Here is a 16,101-nt window from a genome sequence, read left to right on the forward strand (position 1 = left end):
AAACCCGAGCGAGCAGCAAGTACATACTGTATTGAATGCAGGAAGGCCCATGATGCATGGGCGTACTCAGGTTAACATCGCACCCCGCCGCAAAATGCCGGTGCAATATGCAGAAACAGATCGGCCGGTTAACGGCCCCTGATGGCATGATCGGCGTGACGACGGAGCGTCAGCCAACGTCCCGTACCAGGAAGGCAAAACTTCAAGAGGGGAAACAGAAGTGTCAGCAGATACCCGCCCCGATTCAGCGCAACCTCACCGTGAGCACACTATGGAACCTGGAAACGCCCAGCTGAGCATGACCGTCCTGATGACCCCGGACATGGCCAACTTTTCTGGCAACGTACATGGCGGCACCCTGCTCAAGTACCTCGATGAAGTGGCCTACGCCTGCGCCAGCCGTTATGCCGGCAGCTATGTGGTCACGTTGTCGGTCGACCAGGTGATCTTCCGCGAGCCGGTGCATGTCGGCGAGCTTGTGACGTTCCTGGCCTCGGTCAACTACACCGGCAATACCTCCATGGAGGTGGGCATCAAGGTAGTGACCGAGAACATCCGAGAGCGCTCGGTGCGCCATTCCAATAGCTGCTTCTTCACCATGGTTGCGGTCGATGACAACCGTCGCCCGGTAGCAGTACCGCCGCGCCAACCGCATTCAAGTGAAGAAAAACGCCGTTTCCTACAGGGCCAGCAGCGCCGGCAGATCCGCCAGGAGCTGGAAAAGCGTTACCAGGACCTGAAGACCGACGCGCTTTAAAACGCCAGGCGCTGCGCCTCGAAGCGCACGCGCGGATGGGCGATACGGTCTTGAGCCCGCACCAGCTGCAACTCGTAGCGGGTGCAGGCCTGGGTCTCCAGCAGTACTTCATGCACCGCCGCTGCGGTGAACTCGAACGCCTGCACCCAGCTGTCACCCAGTAGTACCCGTGCGAGGAAGAGCCCGGAGGTCAAGTCGCCTACCCCTACCGGCTGGCGCGGGAATGCCAGCAGCGGGCGGCGCAGGTGCCAGCTTTCGTCTCGGGTGACCAGCAACATCTCGAACATGTCTTCGGCACGCCCCGGATAATACAGATGCTTGACCAGCACCACCTGTGGCCCGCGCTCCAGCAGCCCACGGGCCATGCTGACGCAATCTTCCAGCGACTGCGCCCGCCGGCCGCAGAAACTGTCCAGCTCCAGCTGGTTGGGGCACAGTATGTCCGCCTGGGCCGCCGCCTCTTCCAGCAAGAACTCGCTGACCTCCTGCGGGACGATGCAGCCCTTTTCCGCGTGGCCCATGACCGGGTCGCACAGGTACAGTGCCCTCGGATTCACCGCCTTGATCCGCGCCACGCCCGCGAGTATCGCCCGGCCCTGTTCGGCGCTGCCCAAGTAGCCAGACAGCACGGCATCGCAGTGGCCCAATTCCCCGATGTTGGAAATGCCTTCCACCAGCGCAGGAATTTGCGCTGGAGCAAGCACTTCTCCTGCCCACTGGCCATACTGAGTGTGATTGGAGAACTGCACGGTGTTGAGCGGCCAGACATTGACCCCGATCCGCTGCATGGGGAACACCGCGGCGCTGTTGCCGGCGTGGCCGAACACCACGTGGGACTGAATGGCGAGCAGGTGCGGGGTACGTTTCATGCGAGCGTTTTCCAAAGCTGTTTCAAGGATTGTGCGTCGCGCAGTATGAACTCGATTGCCACCTGTACGACAGACCAGGGACGCAGTTAAGCTGGATCGACCTGTTTGGAGCATATGCAAATGTTGACCCTGGAGAATCTCTTCGTCCTGATGCTGGTGGCCACGGCAGGCGCTTGGTTATGGCACAACCATGGGCTGCGCGAAAAAGCCCTGGAGCGGGTCAAACAGCACTGCGCCAAGCTTGACCTTGAGTTGCTCGACGATGCCGTCGCGCTCAAGCGCATCGCGTTCATCCGCGACGCCAACGGCAGAAAACGCCTGGCCCGGGTGTACGCCTTCGAATTCACCGTCACCGGCGAACAACGCCACCCAGGTACGGTGACCCAGTTCGGTGCCCACAGCGTGCAGATTGAACTGGCGCCCTACCCGTTCGAAATCAATACCCCGCCACGCAGCGGCAACGTGATCGAGATGCAGCAGTGGCGCCAGGAGCACAATCGCTGGCGCAATTGATCACGCCACACGGCATTCATCTAATGCGGCTTGCAGGGCTTGCTGAGGTTGCGGCTGGTCGAAGATCAGCTCGATGCGCGTGTCCTTGCGCCAGTCACTCGCCTGCCAGGCTGGCAGGTCGCCGTCGAGGCCGTTGAAGGACTGCCAACCATCAGAGGTGTGGATAACACCCTTGGCCCGGCGCCAATGAAGCCCATCAAGGAAAGTCCTCAAGGCCTGTGGATAAAACTGCTGGCTGGGATGCCAACGCCAACCGATGCTCCAGCCCCCGTCACCTTGCTGAGCGTGACAAATTGGCCGATGAGGATCTGTCCACAGGGTAGTCAAGCCTGTGGATGGACTATCCACACGGGAATTATCCACAAAAAACGGCAAATAACGCTCTGTGGATGAAAGCGGAAGACTGGAAATTGCTAACATCCCCTGCACTGTCCAACACCCAGCAATTTCGGCAAATTCCTTATTTATCAACAACCTATGATTTTCATCAACACCTTCGCTCTTGTTGAAAATCACCAGTGAAGTCGCTTGTAATGCCTCTAGTTGTGCACAGGGCAACTGATCACCCCGAATCAGTGCTTGAGCATCCACGACCATTACCAGCGGCTGCACCGCCAGCACACCCTTCCAGGGGGCTTGCTTCAGCTGATTCAGTAACTGCAGGGGATGCCCCAGCCCCGAAGGCTCGATGAACAAGCGATCCGGTCGAGCTTTGCGCAACAGGCGGCCCAAGCCGACCTGGAACGGCGCGCCATTCACGCAGCACAGGCAACCACCCGCCACTTCCGCGATGGCGATGCCGTCTTCATCGCGGCTGAGAAGCGCCGCATCGAGGCCAACCTGGCCGAATTCATTGACCAGCACAGCCCAGCGCTCACCGGCTGGGCGCTGAGCCATCAACTGGCGAATGACGCTGGTCTTGCCAGCCCCCAGAGGGCCGGCGATGACGTGGGTAGGGATGTTCTGCAGCATGGGCCTACTTCTGGGCGGATTTCCCCCAACTATGCCCCTTCATGCCAGCCAGTCAAGGCTGAGCAGCAGGCGCCTGTCCTGGCTAGCCGGCGAGCGATGAACCAGCCCTGCACCTTCATTCCCCTGCCATTTCTCACCCTTGAGCACGGCAACATCCCCAGTTTGCAGGCTTCTAATGTTATCCACAGGCGCTGCAGCGAGGTGTAGGCCGGCACGTTCGATCGCCCCTTCATCCAGCCATTCGCTTCCGGGGCCCACGTAAGTGGTCAACAGCCGCACCGGCACGTTATCCACATGGAATCGCGGGCACATTGCACCTTGCAGCACCCGCAGTCGGAGCCCCACGCGCCGGGCACCCAGCAGGCAGGTGTAGGCCGAAACCAGCCAGCGGACGTCTGCCACGAAGCTTTCGTAGCCATGCAGGTCAGCTGTCTCCCTCAGCAAATCGGGAAGTAGCACAGGCTCATGCTCACTGACCTCGATTACTCGCTGGTCCGCCAGCGGTTGGCCGAGGCTGACGGCCAGCGTGGCGAAGTCTTCAAGCTGCGCTGGCAGGCGACGCTGCCAGACAGCCAAATTGACGCCATCCTGAAAAATGTCGGTCAGTACCTGGGCTGAGTGCCCCAGGCTCTGGCGGATATCCACAGGCCGCAAGGCAGGTTTCATGAGGCCTCCTCGGCATGCCAGGGCCCGAACGGATCTTGCAGCCGCAACCAGCTCATCGGGCCTGCCTCCATCTCCTCATCACTCAACAAGCAGGCGTCAAGCTCTGTGGATAACTTAGCAAGATCGATGTTCTGCCCGATGAAGACCAGTTCCTGACGGCAGTCGCCGCTCTCTGCTACCCAGTGTTTGAGGATCTGGGCCGTGCTCTGCTCATCCTGGGGCCAGTGCTCCCTTGGTACGAATCGCCACCAGCGCCCAGCCAACCCATGACGCATCATGCCGCCTGCTTGCGACCAACTGCCGGCCTCCTGGTATTTGCTGGCCAGCCAGAAGAAGCCTTTCGAACGCAGCAGCCGCCCGTTGCTCCAGTCCCTGTGGATAAAGTCGAAGAAGCGTTGCGGGTGAAACGGCCTGCGGGCTTCCCAGGTGGTGGCAGCAATGCCGTACTCTTCGGTCTCTGGCACATGCTCCCCGCGCAATTCCTGCAGCCAGCCTGGCGCCTGTGCGGCCAGCTCGAAATCGAACAGGCCGGTATCTAGAATCCGCGCCAGCGGTACCTCACCCATGACCATCGGCACGATCTGCGCCCGGGCATTGAGGCTGCGCAAAATCGCCAGCAGTTCCTCGCGCTCGTGCTGGCTGATCAGGTCGATCTTGCTCAGCAACAGCACATCGGCGAACTCGACCTGTTCGATCAGCAGATCACTGATGGAGCGCTCATCGTCATCACCCAACGTCTCACCGCGGCTCGCCAGGCTGTCGGCTGCCTGATAATCGCGCATGAAGTTCAGGCCATCGACCACCGTCACCATGGTGTCCAGGCGCGCCATGTCAGACAGGCTGCGCCCCTGCTCGTCGCGGAAGGTAAACGTCTCGGCTACCGGCAACGGCTCGGAGATGCCGGTGGACTCGATCAGCAGGTAATCGAAGCGGCCTTCCTCGGCAAGGCGTGCGACTTCTTCCAGCAGGTCTTCGCGCAGGGTGCAACAGATGCAGCCGTTGCTCATCTCGACCAGTTTCTCCTCAGCACGGTTGAGGCTGACATTGCGCTGGACCTCGCTGGCATCGATGTTGATTTCACTCATGTCGTTGACGATAACGGCGACCCGCAGGTTGTCACGATTACGCAGTACATGGTTGAGCAAGGTGCTTTTGCCGGCGCCGAGAAAGCCGGACAACACGGTGACAGGAAGGCGATTGGACATGGCGAAACCTCTTCAGGCGGACGCATTCGAAACGATGCATTGCATAATGTTATAAAGTAACAATACAATTTCGCCAAGCCGTACTCGTCGGAAGATTTCTCGGGAGATGGAAATGAGCCTGTCACGTGCTGCCGCGTTGCTGCTGCTCGCCGCATCTTCGCCGCTGCTGGCCATGCCACACAGCAATGGGCTGGCGCTATGCACGCGCAGTGCAACCCTGCTGGCCTGCAGGGTTGCTGACGGCAGCTATTACAGCGTGCGCACTGAGGGCAGCCATTTCTACCTGCGCGGCTTCGATAGTGCGACTCGCCGGCTGTGGGCGCAAACCAATAGCCGCTACGGCACGCTGACATTCTTTACCGGCCTGGCCAGTGACGGCGAGGCCTGGGTTGGCTACAGCCGGCGGGTGGGCTGGACCACGCTGAACCGCGTTTCAAGTTCAACTGGCCAACGTTTCAATCTGCATTGCAGCCTGGTCGGCGGATGCCGCTGACACACATTTTTATGCCTGGTATTGCTCATGACTAGCCTGACGCTCCCTGATATCGCAGCACAGACACAGCCGCACGCAACACCACTCGATTGGGTCGGCATGTGCGGGATAGCCCTGCCAATACAATTTGATGGGCGCACAGTGGCGGCCCACGCGGATGCCGGCGTGAGCCTGGTAGATGGCTCGTCACGCGGCATCCACATGTCGCGGTTGTACCTCTCATTGCAACGGTTGGAGCACCAGCCTCTGAGCGCATTGGCAATCTGTCGCTTGCTGGCAGATTTTCTGGTCAGTCACCAAGGCCTGGCTGATGCGGCGTATCTGCGTCTGACCTTTGAGCACTTGCTGAAACGGGGCGCGTTGATCAGCCCATTGGCAGGCTGGAAATCTTATCCGGTAACCGTCGAGGCACGGGTCGAGAACGAAATGTTCCACGTGGAACTATTTGTCCGCGTGCCCTATTCATCCACCTGCCCCTGCTCGGCAGCACTCGCAAGGCAATTGATCCAACAACAATTCCAAGCAGATTTTGACGAGCAGTATGTGGACCGCGATGTGCTTCTGGAGTGGCTAGGCAGCAGCAAAGGCATCGTTGCCACACCTCATAGCCAACGAAGCTTTGCAGAGGTCCACACGCGTTTGCGCGACAGTCTGGAGAGCTTGCCTGTCACCCAACTGATCGACTCAATAGAAACCAGCCTGGGTACCGCTGTACAGACAGCTGTGAAGCGAGCCGATGAACAGGCGTTCGCCTTGGCCAACGGCCAGAACTTGATGTTCTGTGAAGATGCCGCGCGGCGACTTCACATGTCGCTGCGACAGCTGGATTGGTGCACGGCGTTCAAGCTGCGTGTGGAACATGCAGAAAGCCTGCATGCCCACGACGCGGTTGCCTGCAATCAATGGCAGTGGTGAACGATCAGGTGCGCGGTTTGACTGTCCCGCAGTCGCTACCCAACCAAACGGCACGGGTGTTCATGCTGCCCTGCTGCTGGACGCCCGAAGCATTGAAGGTGCCGTTAACCTGGGTAGTGAATTCCTTGTCGCTGAGGAAAGTTGCCTGCCCGCTACCCTGAGCCTTCGGGCAGCTGAATTGAAACTTCCAGACATTACCCGTGCGGTCGGTAATCTTCTGAGTGCAACCCGACTTCGGGTCTTGCAGAGGGATGTCGTTGGTCTGCACCTGCTCCGGGGTGAGGCATGAGCGGACGCCGTTACCGCCGACAGTAACGCCCTGTTTGGCCAGCACCCCTTCCATCATTGCCCGTTGTTCTGGCGGCAGGTTCTTCAGCTGACCGAGCATGAACTGCATATCCGGCAGCGGCTTGCCATCGACCTGCATGTTGCTGGTGGTCAGCTCCCACAAGCCAGGTTGCAGCATCTGCGCATGCACCAGCGGGCTGCTCAGCCCTACAGCCAGAGCCAACAGTGGCAGACGAATCTTCATGGACGAACGCTCCTCGAAATAACCGGCTCTGTGGCCGGGCTCAGGCTTAGACGCCAAATCCGCTTTCAGGTTGCAAGGCGGGCCTGGAACGTGTTCTGTTATCCGCTGTGTATTCGGCAAGCAGGATGCGTATGGATTACCACAGCCCTTACTTCTTCGGCTACGTGCTCGGCGTCATTCACTTGCTAGGCATCATCGCTGCACTGCATGCGGTGTTCACCGTGCGTACTGCCCAAGGCGCGATTGCCTGGGCGATGTCGCTGATCTTCATCCCTTACTTCACCCTTATCCCTTACCTGGTTTTCGGCGCACGCTCTTTTTACGCTTACATCCAGGCACGGCGTCAGGCCAACCAGGAGATGCACGTGGCCATGGCCAATCTCAACTGGCGGCCGTGGGTGGAGGAAGCGCTCACTGCCCGCGAGTCCGAGAGTTATGCGGCGTTAAGGGCCATGCCAAAACTTGGACGGATGCCTTGCCTGGCCAACAATCAGGTGAAGCTACTGATCGACGGCAAGGCGACGTTCGATGCCATCTTCGCTGCCATCGGCCAGGCCCGGGAAGTGGTCTTGGTGCAGTTTTTCATCATCCACGACGACACCCTCGGCAAGGCACTGCAGCAACTGTTGCTGCGCAAAGCTGCAGAAGGTGTGCAGGTGTTCGTACTCTATGACCGGGTCGGAAGCCACGCCCTGCCCGCCAGTTACAGCCAGGTGCTGCGCAACGGCGGTGTGCAGATCCACGCCTTCGCTACCCGGCGCGGATGGTTCAATCGCTTCCAGGTCAACTTCCGTAACCACCGTAAGATTGTGGTCGTCGATGGTGTGGCCGGGTTCATTGGGGGGCATAACGTCGGTGATGAATACCTGGGTGAACACCCTCGCCTTTCGCCCTGGCGTGACACCCACGTGCAGATAGGCGGGCCGGTACTGGCCTGCCTGCAAGAGTCGTTCGCCGAAGACTGGTACTGGGCAACGCGCCAGCTTCCACCGCTGATCCTGCCCGACACCTACCCGGACAATGGTGTCCTTTGCCAGGCCTTGGCCAGTGGCCCGGCAGACCCTCAGGAAACCTGCTCGCTGTTCTTCATCGAAGCCATCCATTCCGCTACCCGGCGCGTATGGATTACCAGCCCGTACTTCATTCCCGACGAGGCCGTGTTCGCTGCCTTGCGTCTGGCTGTGTTGCGTGGCGTGGATGTGCGCATCCTTATCCCGTCACGCCCGGACCACCGGATCGTCTATGCGGCCTCCAGCCTGTTCGCGTTTGAAGCGGTGCGGGCAGGCGTGCGCATGTTCCGCTATCAGCCGGGCTTTCTGCATCAGAAGGTGGTGCTGGTGGATGACGAGGTCAGCGCCATCGGCAGTGCCAACCTGGACAACCGATCGTTCCGGCTCAACTTCGAAATTACGCTGCTGACAGTCGACCGGCAGTTTGCCGATGAGGTCGAGGCGATGTTGATCGATGACTTCGAACAGGCCAGGGAAATTACTGCAGAGGACAGCCGGGATACCCACCGTATCCAGCAACTGGGGATGCGGATCGCGCGGCTGATTTCGCCCATCCTCTGACATGACCGGGGCCGCTATTGCGGCCCCGGTCTGGTTTCAACGGTAAATGTCTTCCCGGGTCCAGGGCAGATCGTGGTGGCCGTCTGCGTAAGGTTTCACGGCCAGAATCTGGTGCAGGTTGATCCAGCCCTTCTGGAATGCATAGGCACAGCCCGCCAGGTACAAACGCCAGATGCGCAGGGTTTTCTCAGGCACCAGCGCCGCCGCCTTGTGCAACTGGTTCTCCAGGTTTTCACTCCAGTGGTGCAACGTCTTGGCGTAATGCAGGCGCAGGCTCTCGACGTCGACGACCTCCAGGCCTGCCTCGCAGATGTTCGCACTGATCATCGACAAGTGCGGCAGTTCGCCATTGGGGAACACATAGCGATCGATGAATTCACCGGCCCCTCTCCCCACCGGGCGGCCGTCGACATGCTTGGCGGTGATGCCGTGGTTCATCACCAGGCCACCTTCACGCACGGCGCCAAACAGCTTCTGGCAATACAGCGCCAGGTTGGCATGCCCGACATGCTCGAACATGCCGACACTCACCACTTTGTCGAACCGGCCATCCTGGGGCAGGTCGCGATAGTCGAGGATTTGCAGGTCAACCTGTTTGGCCAGACCTTCATCCTTGACCCGCTGCCGACCAAGCTTGAGTTGCTCCTTGCTCAAGGTAATGCCAAACACCCTGGCACCGTATTCCCGCGCGGCAAAGCGCGACAACCCGCCCCAACCACAACCCACATCGAGCAGGTAGTCGCCCGCCTGCAGGCGCAACTTGCGGCAGAGGTGGTCGAACTTGTCTTGCTGGGCCTGATCCAGGGTATGGTCCGGCTCACGGAAATATGCGCAGGAATACGCCATGTCCTGGTCGAGCCAGAGTTGATAGAACGCGTTGGAGACGTCGTAGTGGTAGGAAATGGACTTGGCGTCGGTACGCTTGTCGTGGGCCAGCCGCGGTGGCGGCGCCTCGTCCTCATCCTCGCCAGCCAGCAGGGCCACACTCAGCTCGTCACATACGCGAATGGCTTCACCGATATCGCCTTCCAGCTCCAGCTTGCCTTCCACGAAAGCAGCGCCCAGTTCATCCAGGCTGGGGTGGGTCAGCTGGCTGATCAGCTGCGGCTCCTTGACCAGAATGGTCACCTGAGGGCTGGGCCCCAGATCGAACTGATTGCCGTCCCACAGTTTGAGGCGAAGTGGCAAATGCAGGCTCTGCAGTGCCGGCGGAAGTTGCGCAAGCATGAACGACCCTCCTTCTGGGCTCGATGCATGAAATTTCGAACACCACCGAAAGAGGGTAGTTCATCCGTGCAAAGTTTCCGCTAACCGCGACCAAGGTCTAGAACCATCTGATCTTATGAATACGCGAGATTGTATACAATTTAGCGCGCGCGGCTTAACCTTGTGCCCCTCTGCGCTTCTTCATCTGGAGTAAAAACTCGTGAAATCCTATGACGTAGTGATCATCGGTGGCGGCCCTGGCGGCTACAACGCGGCCATTCGCGCCGGCCAATTGGGCCTGAGCGTCGCCTGTGTGGAAGGCCGCTCTACCCTCGGCGGCACCTGCCTGAACGTTGGCTGCATGCCATCCAAGGCGTTGCTGCATGCATCCGAGCTTTATGAGGCGGCCAGCGGCGACGAGTTCGCCCACCTCGGTATCGAAGTGAAGCCAACCCTGAACCTCGCCCAGATGATGAAACAGAAGGACGAGAGCGTGAGCGGCCTTACCAAAGGCATCGAGTACCTGTTCCGCAAGAACAAGGTGGAATGGATCAAGGGCTGGGGCCGCCTGGACGGCGTAGGCAAGGTCATCGTCAAGGCCGAGGATGGCAGCGAAACCGAGCTGCAGGCCAAGGACATCGTCATCGCTACCGGGTCCGAGCCCACTCCCCTGCCGGGCGTGACCATCGACAACCAGCGCATCATCGACTCCACCGGTGCCTTGGCCCTGCCTCAGGTGCCCAAGCACCTGGTGGTAATCGGCGCGGGCGTCATCGGCCTGGAGCTGGGGTCGGTATGGCGTCGCCTGGGTAGCCAGGTCACCGTCATCGAATACCTCGACCGCATCTGCCCGGGCACCGACGAGGAAACCGCCAAGACCCTGCAAAAGGCCCTGGCCAAGCAAGGCATGGCCTTCAAGCTCGGCAGCAAGGTGACCCAGGCCACAGCGTCGGCGGACAGTGTCAGCCTGACCCTCGAACCGGCTGCCGGCGGTGCGGCAGAAACCCTGCAGGCCGATTACGTGCTGGTCGCCATCGGCCGTCGCCCCTACACCAAAGGCCTCAACCTGGAGAGCGTCGGCCTGGAAACCGACAAACGCGGCATGCTCACCAACGAGCACCATCGCACCTCGGTGCCGGGTGTCTGGGTGATCGGCGACGTGACGTCCGGCCCGATGCTGGCGCACAAGGCCGAAGACGAAGCGGTCGCCTGCATCGAACGCATCGCCGGTAAACCCTATGAGGTCAATTACAACCTGATCCCGGGTGTGATCTACACACGCCCCGAACTGGCCAGCGTTGGCAAGACCGAAGAGCAGCTCAAGGCCGAAGGCCGCGCCTACAAGGTTGGCAAGTTCCCCTTCACCGCCAACAGCCGGGCCAAGATCAACCACGAGACCGAAGGCTTCGCCAAGGTCATCGCCGATGCCAATACCGATGAAGTCCTGGGCGTGCACCTGGTAGGCCCAAGCGTCAGCGAGATGATCGGTGAGTTCTGCGTAGCCATGGAATTCTCGGCCTCGGCCGAGGACATCGCCCTCACTTGCCACCCACATCCGACGCGTTCCGAGGCCTTGCGCCAGGCGGCGATGAACGTGGACGGGATGGCGATGCAGATCTGAGTTTCAAGCGCCTGAAACAACAAAACCCCCTTTCGGGGGTTTTGTTCTACAGCCATCAATTACCGTGGATTATTCCACAGTCACCGACTTCGCCAGGTTACGTGGCTGATCCACATCAGTGCCCTTGAGCACCGCCACGTAGTAAGACAGCAGCTGCAGCGGGATGGTGTACAGGATCGGCGCCAGCGCGTCTGCGATGTGCGGCACCTTGATCACGTGGGTGCCTTCGCCGTTGCTCATGCCGGCGTGCTCGTCGGCAAACACCACCAGCTCACCGCCACGGGCGCGAACTTCCTGCAGGTTCGACTTGAGCTTTTCCAGCAGTTCGTTGTTCGGCGCTACGGTTACCACCGGCATGTCGTTATCCACAAGCGCCAGCGGGCCATGTTTGAGCTCACCCGCTGGGTAGGCTTCCGCGTGGATGTAGGAAATCTCCTTGAGCTTGAGCGCACCTTCCATCGCTACTGGGTACTGCGCGCCACGGCCCAGGAACAGGGTGTGGTGCTTGTCGGCGAACAGCTCGGCAACCTTCTCGACGGTGCGGTCCATGGCCAGCGCCTCACCCAGACGCGCCGGCAGGCGACGCAGCTCTTCGACCAGTTCGGCTTCCACACCGGTCTCGAGCGTGCCGCGCACCTGGCCCAGCGCCAGGGTCAGCAGCATCAGGGATACCAACTGTGTGGTGAACGCCTTGGTCGAGGCCACGCCGATTTCCGGCCCGGCCAGGGTCAGCAGGGTCAGGTCGGATTCGCGCACCAGCGAGCTGATACCCACGTTGCAGATCGCCAGGCTACCCAGGAAGCCCAGTTCCTTGGCATTGCGCAGGGCGGCCAGGGTGTCGGCAGTCTCGCCGGATTGGGAGATCGATACGAACAGGGTGTCAGGCTGCACCACCACCTTGCGATAACGGAACTCGCTGGCCACTTCGACCTGGCAAGGGATGCCTGCCAGGCTTTCCAGCCAGTAACGGGCAACCATGCCGGCGTGGTAGCTGGTACCGCAAGCTACGATCTGCACGTTGCGCACTTTGCCGAACAGCTCGGCAGCCTGCGGGCCAAAGGCCTGCACCAGTACATGGTCCTTGCCCAGGCGGCCTTCCAGGGTGCGCTGCACCACGGACGGCTGTTCATGGATTTCCTTGAGCATGAAGTGGCGATATTCGCCCTTGTCAGCCGCTTCGGCACCTTCGTGATACTGCACGGTTTCGCGCTGGACTGGGTTGCCTGCCTGATCCCAGATCTTCACCTGGTCACGGCGGATCTCGGCGATATCTCCCTCCTCCAGGTACATGAAGCGGTCGGTAACCTGGCGCAGTGCCAACTGGTCGGATGCCAGGAAGTTCTCGCCCAGGCCCAGGCCGATCACCAGCGGGCTGCCACTGCGAGCGGCCACCAGGCGGTCAGGCTGCTTCACGCTGATCAGCGCCAAGCCATAGGCACCGTGCAGGCGCTTGACTGCGGCCTTGAGCGCGTCAGCCAGGTCCGGAATGGTCTTGAGGGTGTGGTGGATCAGGTGGACGATGACCTCGGTGTCGGTCTGGGAGGCGAACACATAACCCAGGCCTTTGAGTTCTTCACGCAGCTCTTCGTGGTTTTCGATAATGCCGTTGTGCACTACCGCCACATCTTCACCCGAGAAATGCGGGTGAGCATTGCCTTCGGTGGGCGCGCCGTGGGTAGCCCAGCGGGTGTGAGCAATGCCCAGCTGGCCGATCAACGGCTCGGCTGCATTGGCAGCGTCCAGTTCGGCGACCTTGCCGATGCGGCGGCGGCGCTGCAGTTCACCCTCTTGGGTATATACGGCCAGGCCAGCACTGTCGTACCCGCGGTACTCGAGGCGCTTGAGGCCTTCGATGAGGATGGCGGTGATGTTTCGTTCAGCTACGGCACCAACGATTCCACACATGTTTATTGCTCCTGGCTGATCGCGGCGCAGATCAGGTTGATGCCGCGGGCTTGAATGTGTTCGCGCGCTGCTGCGGGCAGGCGCTCGTCTGTAATAAGGGTGCTGACACTGCCCCAGGGCAGCTCGAGGTTGGGGATCTTGCGCCCGACCTTGTCAGACTCGACCATCACGATCACTTCGCGGGCCACCTCGGCCATGACTCGGCTCAGGCCCAGCAGTTCATTGAAGGTAGTAGTGCCGCGGTTCAGGTCTATGCCGTCAGCGCCGATGAACAGCTGATCGAAATCGTACGAGCGCAGTACCTGCTCGGCGACCTGGCCCTGGAACGACTCGGAGTGCGGGTCCCACGTACCGCCCGTCATCAACAGCACCGGCTCGTGCTCGAGCTCGCTGATGGCACGGGCCACGTTTAACGAATTGGTCATCACAACCAGGCCGGGCTGGCGGCCGAGTTCGGGAATCATGGCGGCAGTGGTGCTTCCGCTGTCGATGATGATCCGCGCGTGCTCGCGAATACGGCCCACGGCGGCGCGGGCGATGGCCTTCTTGTAGGCGGAGACCGGCAGTGCGGTTTCGCCAAGCATTTCTTGCGGAACCGGCACCGCGCCGCCGTAGCGACGCAATAACAGCCCGTTGGCCTCAAGGGCGGCAAGGTCCTTACGAATGGTCACTTCCGACGTCTCGAAGCGCTTGGCCAGCGCATCGACACTGACCTCGCCCTGCTCGCTGAGCATGGCCAGGATGTTGTGTCGGCGCTGGGGGGTATTTCGTTTCGACATGAGTGGTTAAGTTTCGATTCGAAAGATAATGATTGCAATCAAAACCTAATATGCGCGATTCGTCAAGCGCCGCTGGCCCCGTGCAGGAGCCGCACCACGCCCACAAAAAAAGCCGACTTATCCACATAAGTCGGCTTTCGATCGAAACAGCTGTGGGTAATCAGCTCTTCTTGATCTTCTCCGGCCGCTTCCAGCCATCGATGTTGCGCTGACGCGCCCGCGCCACAGCCAGCTGCCCAGGTTCAACCGCCTGAGTGATGGTAGAACCCGCAGCAGTGGTAGCACCGGCCTTGATATCCACAGGCGCCACCAGCGAGTTGTTCGAGCCGATGAACACGTCCTCGCCCATGACCGTCTTGAACTTGTTGGCCCCATCGTAGTTGCAGGTGATGGTGCCAGCACCGATGTTGGTGCGCGCGCCGATTTCGGCATCGCCCAGGTAGCTCAGGTGGCCCGCTTTGGCGCCTTCGCCCAGGTGGGCATTTTTGAGTTCTACAAAGTTACCCACATGGGCCTTGGCGTCGAGCACGCTGCCGGGGCGCAGGCGAGCGAACGGGCCGGCATCGCTGCCCTCGCCCATCACGGCGCCTTCGATATGGCTGTTGGCCTTGACCACCACGCCCTTGCGCAAGGTGCTGTTCTTGACCACGCAGTTGGGGCCGATCTGCACGTCGTCCTCGATCACCACCTTGCCTTCGAGGATCACGTTGATGTCGATCAGCACATCACGACCAACGGTCACTTCGCCGCGTACGTCGAAACGCGCCGGATCACGCAGGGTGACACCCTGGGCCATCAGGCGGCGGCCTTCGCGCAGCTGGTAGTGGCGCTCCAGTTCGGACAACTGGCGACGATCATTGGCGCCCTGCACTTCCATCGGGTCGTGCGGCTGCTCAGTGGCAACCACCAGGCCATCGGCCACCGCCATGGCGATAACGTCGGTGAGGTAGTACTCGCCCTGGGCGTTGTTGTTCGACAACCGGCCCATCCAGTCGGCCAGGCGTGCGGCGGGCAAGGCCAGAATACCGGTGTTGCCTTCTTTGATCGCCTTCTGCGCTTCGCTGGCGTCCTTGTGCTCGACGATCGCGGTAACCTTGCCGTCGGCGTCACGCACGATGCGCCCGTAGCCAGTCGGGTCTTGCAGGGTAACGGTGAGCAGGCCCAGTTGCTGTTCGCTGACTTTGGTCAGCAGGCGTTGCAGGGTTTCCACTTCAATCAGCGGCACGTCCCCGTACAGCACCAGCACCGTGTCGGCTGTAATGGCCGGCAGTGCCTGCGCAACAGCGTGACCAGTACCCAGTTGCTTGTCCTGCAGCACGAAATTCAGGTCGTCGGCCGCCAGGCGCTCACGGACCTGTTCAGCACCGTGGCCAATCACCACGTGAATACCCTGCGGCTGCAGTTGGCGGGCGCTGTGGATAACATGGCCGAGCATGGAATTGCCAGCGACCGGGTGCAGCACCTTGGGCAGCGCCGAGCGCATGCGGGTACCTTGGCCGGCGGCGAGAATAACGATATCGAGTGACATTGACTGGCTACCAATCCTGGGCGGTCAGTGAAATGACCGGGGGGGGGAAATTCGGAAAAAGAAAAAGGGTAGCCGAGGCTACCCTTTTACTCAATCGCAACAGAAGTGATCAGCCGTTAGCCGATTACTTGCCTTTGCGCATTTGCTGGACGGTACGCAGCTGGGCTGCGGCCTCGGCCAGACGTGCGGCGGCGGCGCCGTAGTCGAAGTCCGCGCCTTTCAGATTCAGGGCGTTCTCGGCAGCCTTGAGGGCTTCCTGAGCCTGCGCTTCATCCAGGTCTGCAGCACGTTGCACGGTATCGGCAAGCACCTTGACCATGTTCGGCTGAACCTCGAGGAAACCACCAGAGATGTAGAACACCTCTTGAGCGCCACCCTGCTTGGTCAGCGTGATCGGACCAGGCTTGAGATTGGTGATCAGCGGCGCGTGGCCCGGAGCGATACCAAGATCACCCAGGTTACCGTGCGCAACTACCATCTCGACCAGGCCGGAGAAAATCTCTCCTTCCGCGCTGACGATATCGCAATGGACTGTCATAGCCATCTGCTTGCCTCAACCTGATAGCGCC

16 protein-coding genes are annotated in these 16,101 nt (G+C 60.6%); 6 read left to right on the plus strand and 10 right to left on the minus strand.

The annotated features are described in order from the left end of the window. The first annotated feature begins 271 nt into the window (after positions 1 to 271). Entirely contained in the window at positions 272 to 757 is a 486-nt protein-coding gene (locus ABEH27_RS06195) for an acyl-CoA thioesterase (protein ID WP_346612713.1), read from the plus strand. On the opposite strand, the gene pdxY is transcribed toward ABEH27_RS06195, so the two are convergent. After that, entirely contained in the window at positions 754 to 1,626 is an 873-nt protein-coding gene (gene pdxY, locus ABEH27_RS06200) for a pyridoxal kinase PdxY (protein ID WP_346612714.1), read from the minus strand. The two genes, ABEH27_RS06195 and pdxY, sit on opposite strands and share 4 nt — an antisense overlap. 120 nt (positions 1,627 to 1,746) lie before the next feature. On the opposite strand from pdxY, the gene ABEH27_RS06205 reads away from it, so the two are divergent. Beyond that, positions 1,747 to 2,139, plus strand: a complete 393-nt coding sequence (locus ABEH27_RS06205; RefSeq protein WP_346612715.1) for a DUF3301 domain-containing protein — start codon at positions 1,747 to 1,749, stop codon at positions 2,137 to 2,139. On the opposite strand, the gene ABEH27_RS06210 is transcribed toward ABEH27_RS06205, so the two are convergent. From ABEH27_RS06210 to zigA, 3 genes are read right to left on the minus strand one after another with little or no spacing between them, the layout of a single operon-like run. Then, a complete protein-coding gene (locus tag ABEH27_RS06210; RefSeq protein ID WP_346612716.1) occupies positions 2,140 to 3,111 on the minus strand; it encodes a CobW family GTP-binding protein in 972 nt (323 codons plus the stop codon). A 39-nt stretch (positions 3,112 to 3,150) separates the two neighbouring features. Beyond that, on the minus strand, positions 3,151 to 3,777 hold the full coding sequence (locus ABEH27_RS06215) for a DUF1826 domain-containing protein (protein WP_346612717.1): 627 nt from the start codon (positions 3,775 to 3,777) through the stop codon (positions 3,151 to 3,153). Beyond that, positions 3,774 to 4,982 carry a zinc metallochaperone GTPase ZigA gene (zigA, locus tag ABEH27_RS06220; protein ID WP_346612718.1) on the minus strand — a complete coding sequence of 403 codons (1,209 nt, stop codon included), beginning with the start codon at positions 4,980 to 4,982 and terminating at the stop codon, positions 3,774 to 3,776. The genes ABEH27_RS06215 and zigA overlap by 4 nt, the downstream gene beginning before the upstream one ends. Positions 4,983 to 5,094: 112 nt before the next feature. Here zigA and ABEH27_RS06225 point away from each other — a divergent pair, with 112 nt between their 5' ends. Together ABEH27_RS06225 and folE2 are read left to right on the plus strand one after the other, a co-directional pair. After that, positions 5,095 to 5,475, plus strand: a complete 381-nt coding sequence (locus ABEH27_RS06225) for a glutamine synthetase (RefSeq protein ID WP_346612719.1) — start codon at positions 5,095 to 5,097, stop codon at positions 5,473 to 5,475. 27 nt (positions 5,476 to 5,502) lie between these two features. Beyond that, entirely contained in the window at positions 5,503 to 6,390 is an 888-nt protein-coding gene (folE2, locus tag ABEH27_RS06230) for a GTP cyclohydrolase FolE2 (protein ID WP_346612720.1), read from the plus strand. Between the two features lie 4 nt (positions 6,391 to 6,394). On the opposite strand, the gene ABEH27_RS06235 is transcribed toward folE2, so the two are convergent. Beyond that, complete coding sequence (locus ABEH27_RS06235; RefSeq protein ID WP_346612721.1) at positions 6,395 to 6,922, minus strand: DUF3617 domain-containing protein; 528 nt, start codon at positions 6,920 to 6,922, stop codon at positions 6,395 to 6,397. Positions 6,923 to 7,053: 131 nt separating this feature from the next. On the opposite strand from ABEH27_RS06235, the gene cls reads away from it, so the two are divergent. Beyond that, positions 7,054 to 8,493, plus strand: a complete 1,440-nt coding sequence (cls, locus tag ABEH27_RS06240) for a cardiolipin synthase (protein ID WP_346612722.1) — start codon at positions 7,054 to 7,056, stop codon at positions 8,491 to 8,493. A 36-nt stretch (positions 8,494 to 8,529) separates the two neighbouring features. Here cls and cfaB read toward each other — a convergent pair whose 3' ends face one another. Next, complete coding sequence (cfaB, locus tag ABEH27_RS06245) at positions 8,530 to 9,720, minus strand: C17 cyclopropane fatty acid synthase CfaB (protein ID WP_346612723.1); 1,191 nt, start codon at positions 9,718 to 9,720, stop codon at positions 8,530 to 8,532. Between the two features lie 199 nt (positions 9,721 to 9,919). On the opposite strand from cfaB, the gene lpdA reads away from it, so the two are divergent. Then, complete coding sequence (gene lpdA, locus ABEH27_RS06250) at positions 9,920 to 11,320, plus strand: dihydrolipoyl dehydrogenase (RefSeq protein WP_346612724.1); 1,401 nt, start codon at positions 9,920 to 9,922, stop codon at positions 11,318 to 11,320. Positions 11,321 to 11,389: 69 nt separating this feature from the next. Here the strand turns inward: lpdA and glmS are convergent, their stop codons facing one another. The 4 genes from glmS to ABEH27_RS06270 form a co-directional block, all read right to left on the minus strand. Next, on the minus strand, positions 11,390 to 13,225 hold the full coding sequence (gene glmS / locus ABEH27_RS06255; protein ID WP_346612725.1) for a glutamine--fructose-6-phosphate transaminase (isomerizing): 1,836 nt from the start codon (positions 13,223 to 13,225) through the stop codon (positions 11,390 to 11,392). Between the two features lie 2 nt (positions 13,226 to 13,227). Then, positions 13,228 to 14,004 (minus strand): DeoR family transcriptional regulator, encoded by a 777-nt coding sequence (locus ABEH27_RS06260; RefSeq protein WP_346612726.1) that lies wholly within the window; start codon positions 14,002 to 14,004, stop codon positions 13,228 to 13,230. Between the two features lie 160 nt (positions 14,005 to 14,164). Beyond that, on the minus strand, positions 14,165 to 15,532 hold the full coding sequence (gene glmU, locus ABEH27_RS06265) for a bifunctional UDP-N-acetylglucosamine diphosphorylase/glucosamine-1-phosphate N-acetyltransferase GlmU (protein ID WP_346612727.1): 1,368 nt from the start codon (positions 15,530 to 15,532) through the stop codon (positions 14,165 to 14,167). A 124-nt stretch (positions 15,533 to 15,656) separates the two neighbouring features. Beyond that, positions 15,657 to 16,076: a F0F1 ATP synthase subunit epsilon gene (locus tag ABEH27_RS06270; protein WP_016489909.1), complete on the minus strand. Its 420-nt coding sequence runs from the start codon at positions 16,074 to 16,076 to the stop codon at positions 15,657 to 15,659. Positions 16,077 to 16,101: the final 25 nt, after the last annotated feature.

Source organism: Pseudomonas sp. P39-UII1 (assembly GCF_039672635.1).
In the GTDB taxonomy this organism is placed as follows: domain Bacteria; phylum Pseudomonadota; class Gammaproteobacteria; order Pseudomonadales; family Pseudomonadaceae; genus Aquipseudomonas.

What these genes read in the sequence shown, in the direction of transcription:
- ABEH27_RS06195 (WP_346612713.1), top strand. Translation starts at nt 272, where the DNA reads ATGGAACCTGGAAACGCCCAGCTGAGCATGACCGTCCTGATGACCCCG.
- pdxY (WP_346612714.1), bottom strand. Translation starts at nt 1,626, where the DNA reads ATGAAACGTACCCCGCACCTGCTCGCCATTCAGTCCCACGTGGTGTTC.
- ABEH27_RS06205 (WP_346612715.1), top strand. Translation starts at nt 1,747, where the DNA reads ATGTTGACCCTGGAGAATCTCTTCGTCCTGATGCTGGTGGCCACGGCA.
- ABEH27_RS06210 (WP_346612716.1), bottom strand. Translation starts at nt 3,111, where the DNA reads ATGCTGCAGAACATCCCTACCCACGTCATCGCCGGCCCTCTGGGGGCT.
- ABEH27_RS06215 (WP_346612717.1), bottom strand. Translation starts at nt 3,777, where the DNA reads ATGAAACCTGCCTTGCGGCCTGTGGATATCCGCCAGAGCCTGGGGCAC.
- zigA (WP_346612718.1), bottom strand. Translation starts at nt 4,982, where the DNA reads ATGTCCAATCGCCTTCCTGTCACCGTGTTGTCCGGCTTTCTCGGCGCC.
- ABEH27_RS06225 (WP_346612719.1), top strand. Translation starts at nt 5,095, where the DNA reads ATGAGCCTGTCACGTGCTGCCGCGTTGCTGCTGCTCGCCGCATCTTCG.
- folE2 (WP_346612720.1), top strand. Translation starts at nt 5,503, where the DNA reads ATGACTAGCCTGACGCTCCCTGATATCGCAGCACAGACACAGCCGCAC.
- ABEH27_RS06235 (WP_346612721.1), bottom strand. Translation starts at nt 6,922, where the DNA reads ATGAAGATTCGTCTGCCACTGTTGGCTCTGGCTGTAGGGCTGAGCAGC.
- cls (WP_346612722.1), top strand. Translation starts at nt 7,054, where the DNA reads ATGGATTACCACAGCCCTTACTTCTTCGGCTACGTGCTCGGCGTCATT.
- cfaB (WP_346612723.1), bottom strand. Translation starts at nt 9,720, where the DNA reads ATGCTTGCGCAACTTCCGCCGGCACTGCAGAGCCTGCATTTGCCACTT.
- glmS (WP_346612725.1), bottom strand. Translation starts at nt 13,225, where the DNA reads ATGTGTGGAATCGTTGGTGCCGTAGCTGAACGAAACATCACCGCCATC.
- ABEH27_RS06260 (WP_346612726.1), bottom strand. Translation starts at nt 14,004, where the DNA reads ATGTCGAAACGAAATACCCCCCAGCGCCGACACAACATCCTGGCCATG.
- glmU (WP_346612727.1), bottom strand. Translation starts at nt 15,532, where the DNA reads ATGTCACTCGATATCGTTATTCTCGCCGCCGGCCAAGGTACCCGCATG.
- ABEH27_RS06270 (WP_016489909.1), bottom strand. Translation starts at nt 16,076, where the DNA reads ATGGCTATGACAGTCCATTGCGATATCGTCAGCGCGGAAGGAGAGATT.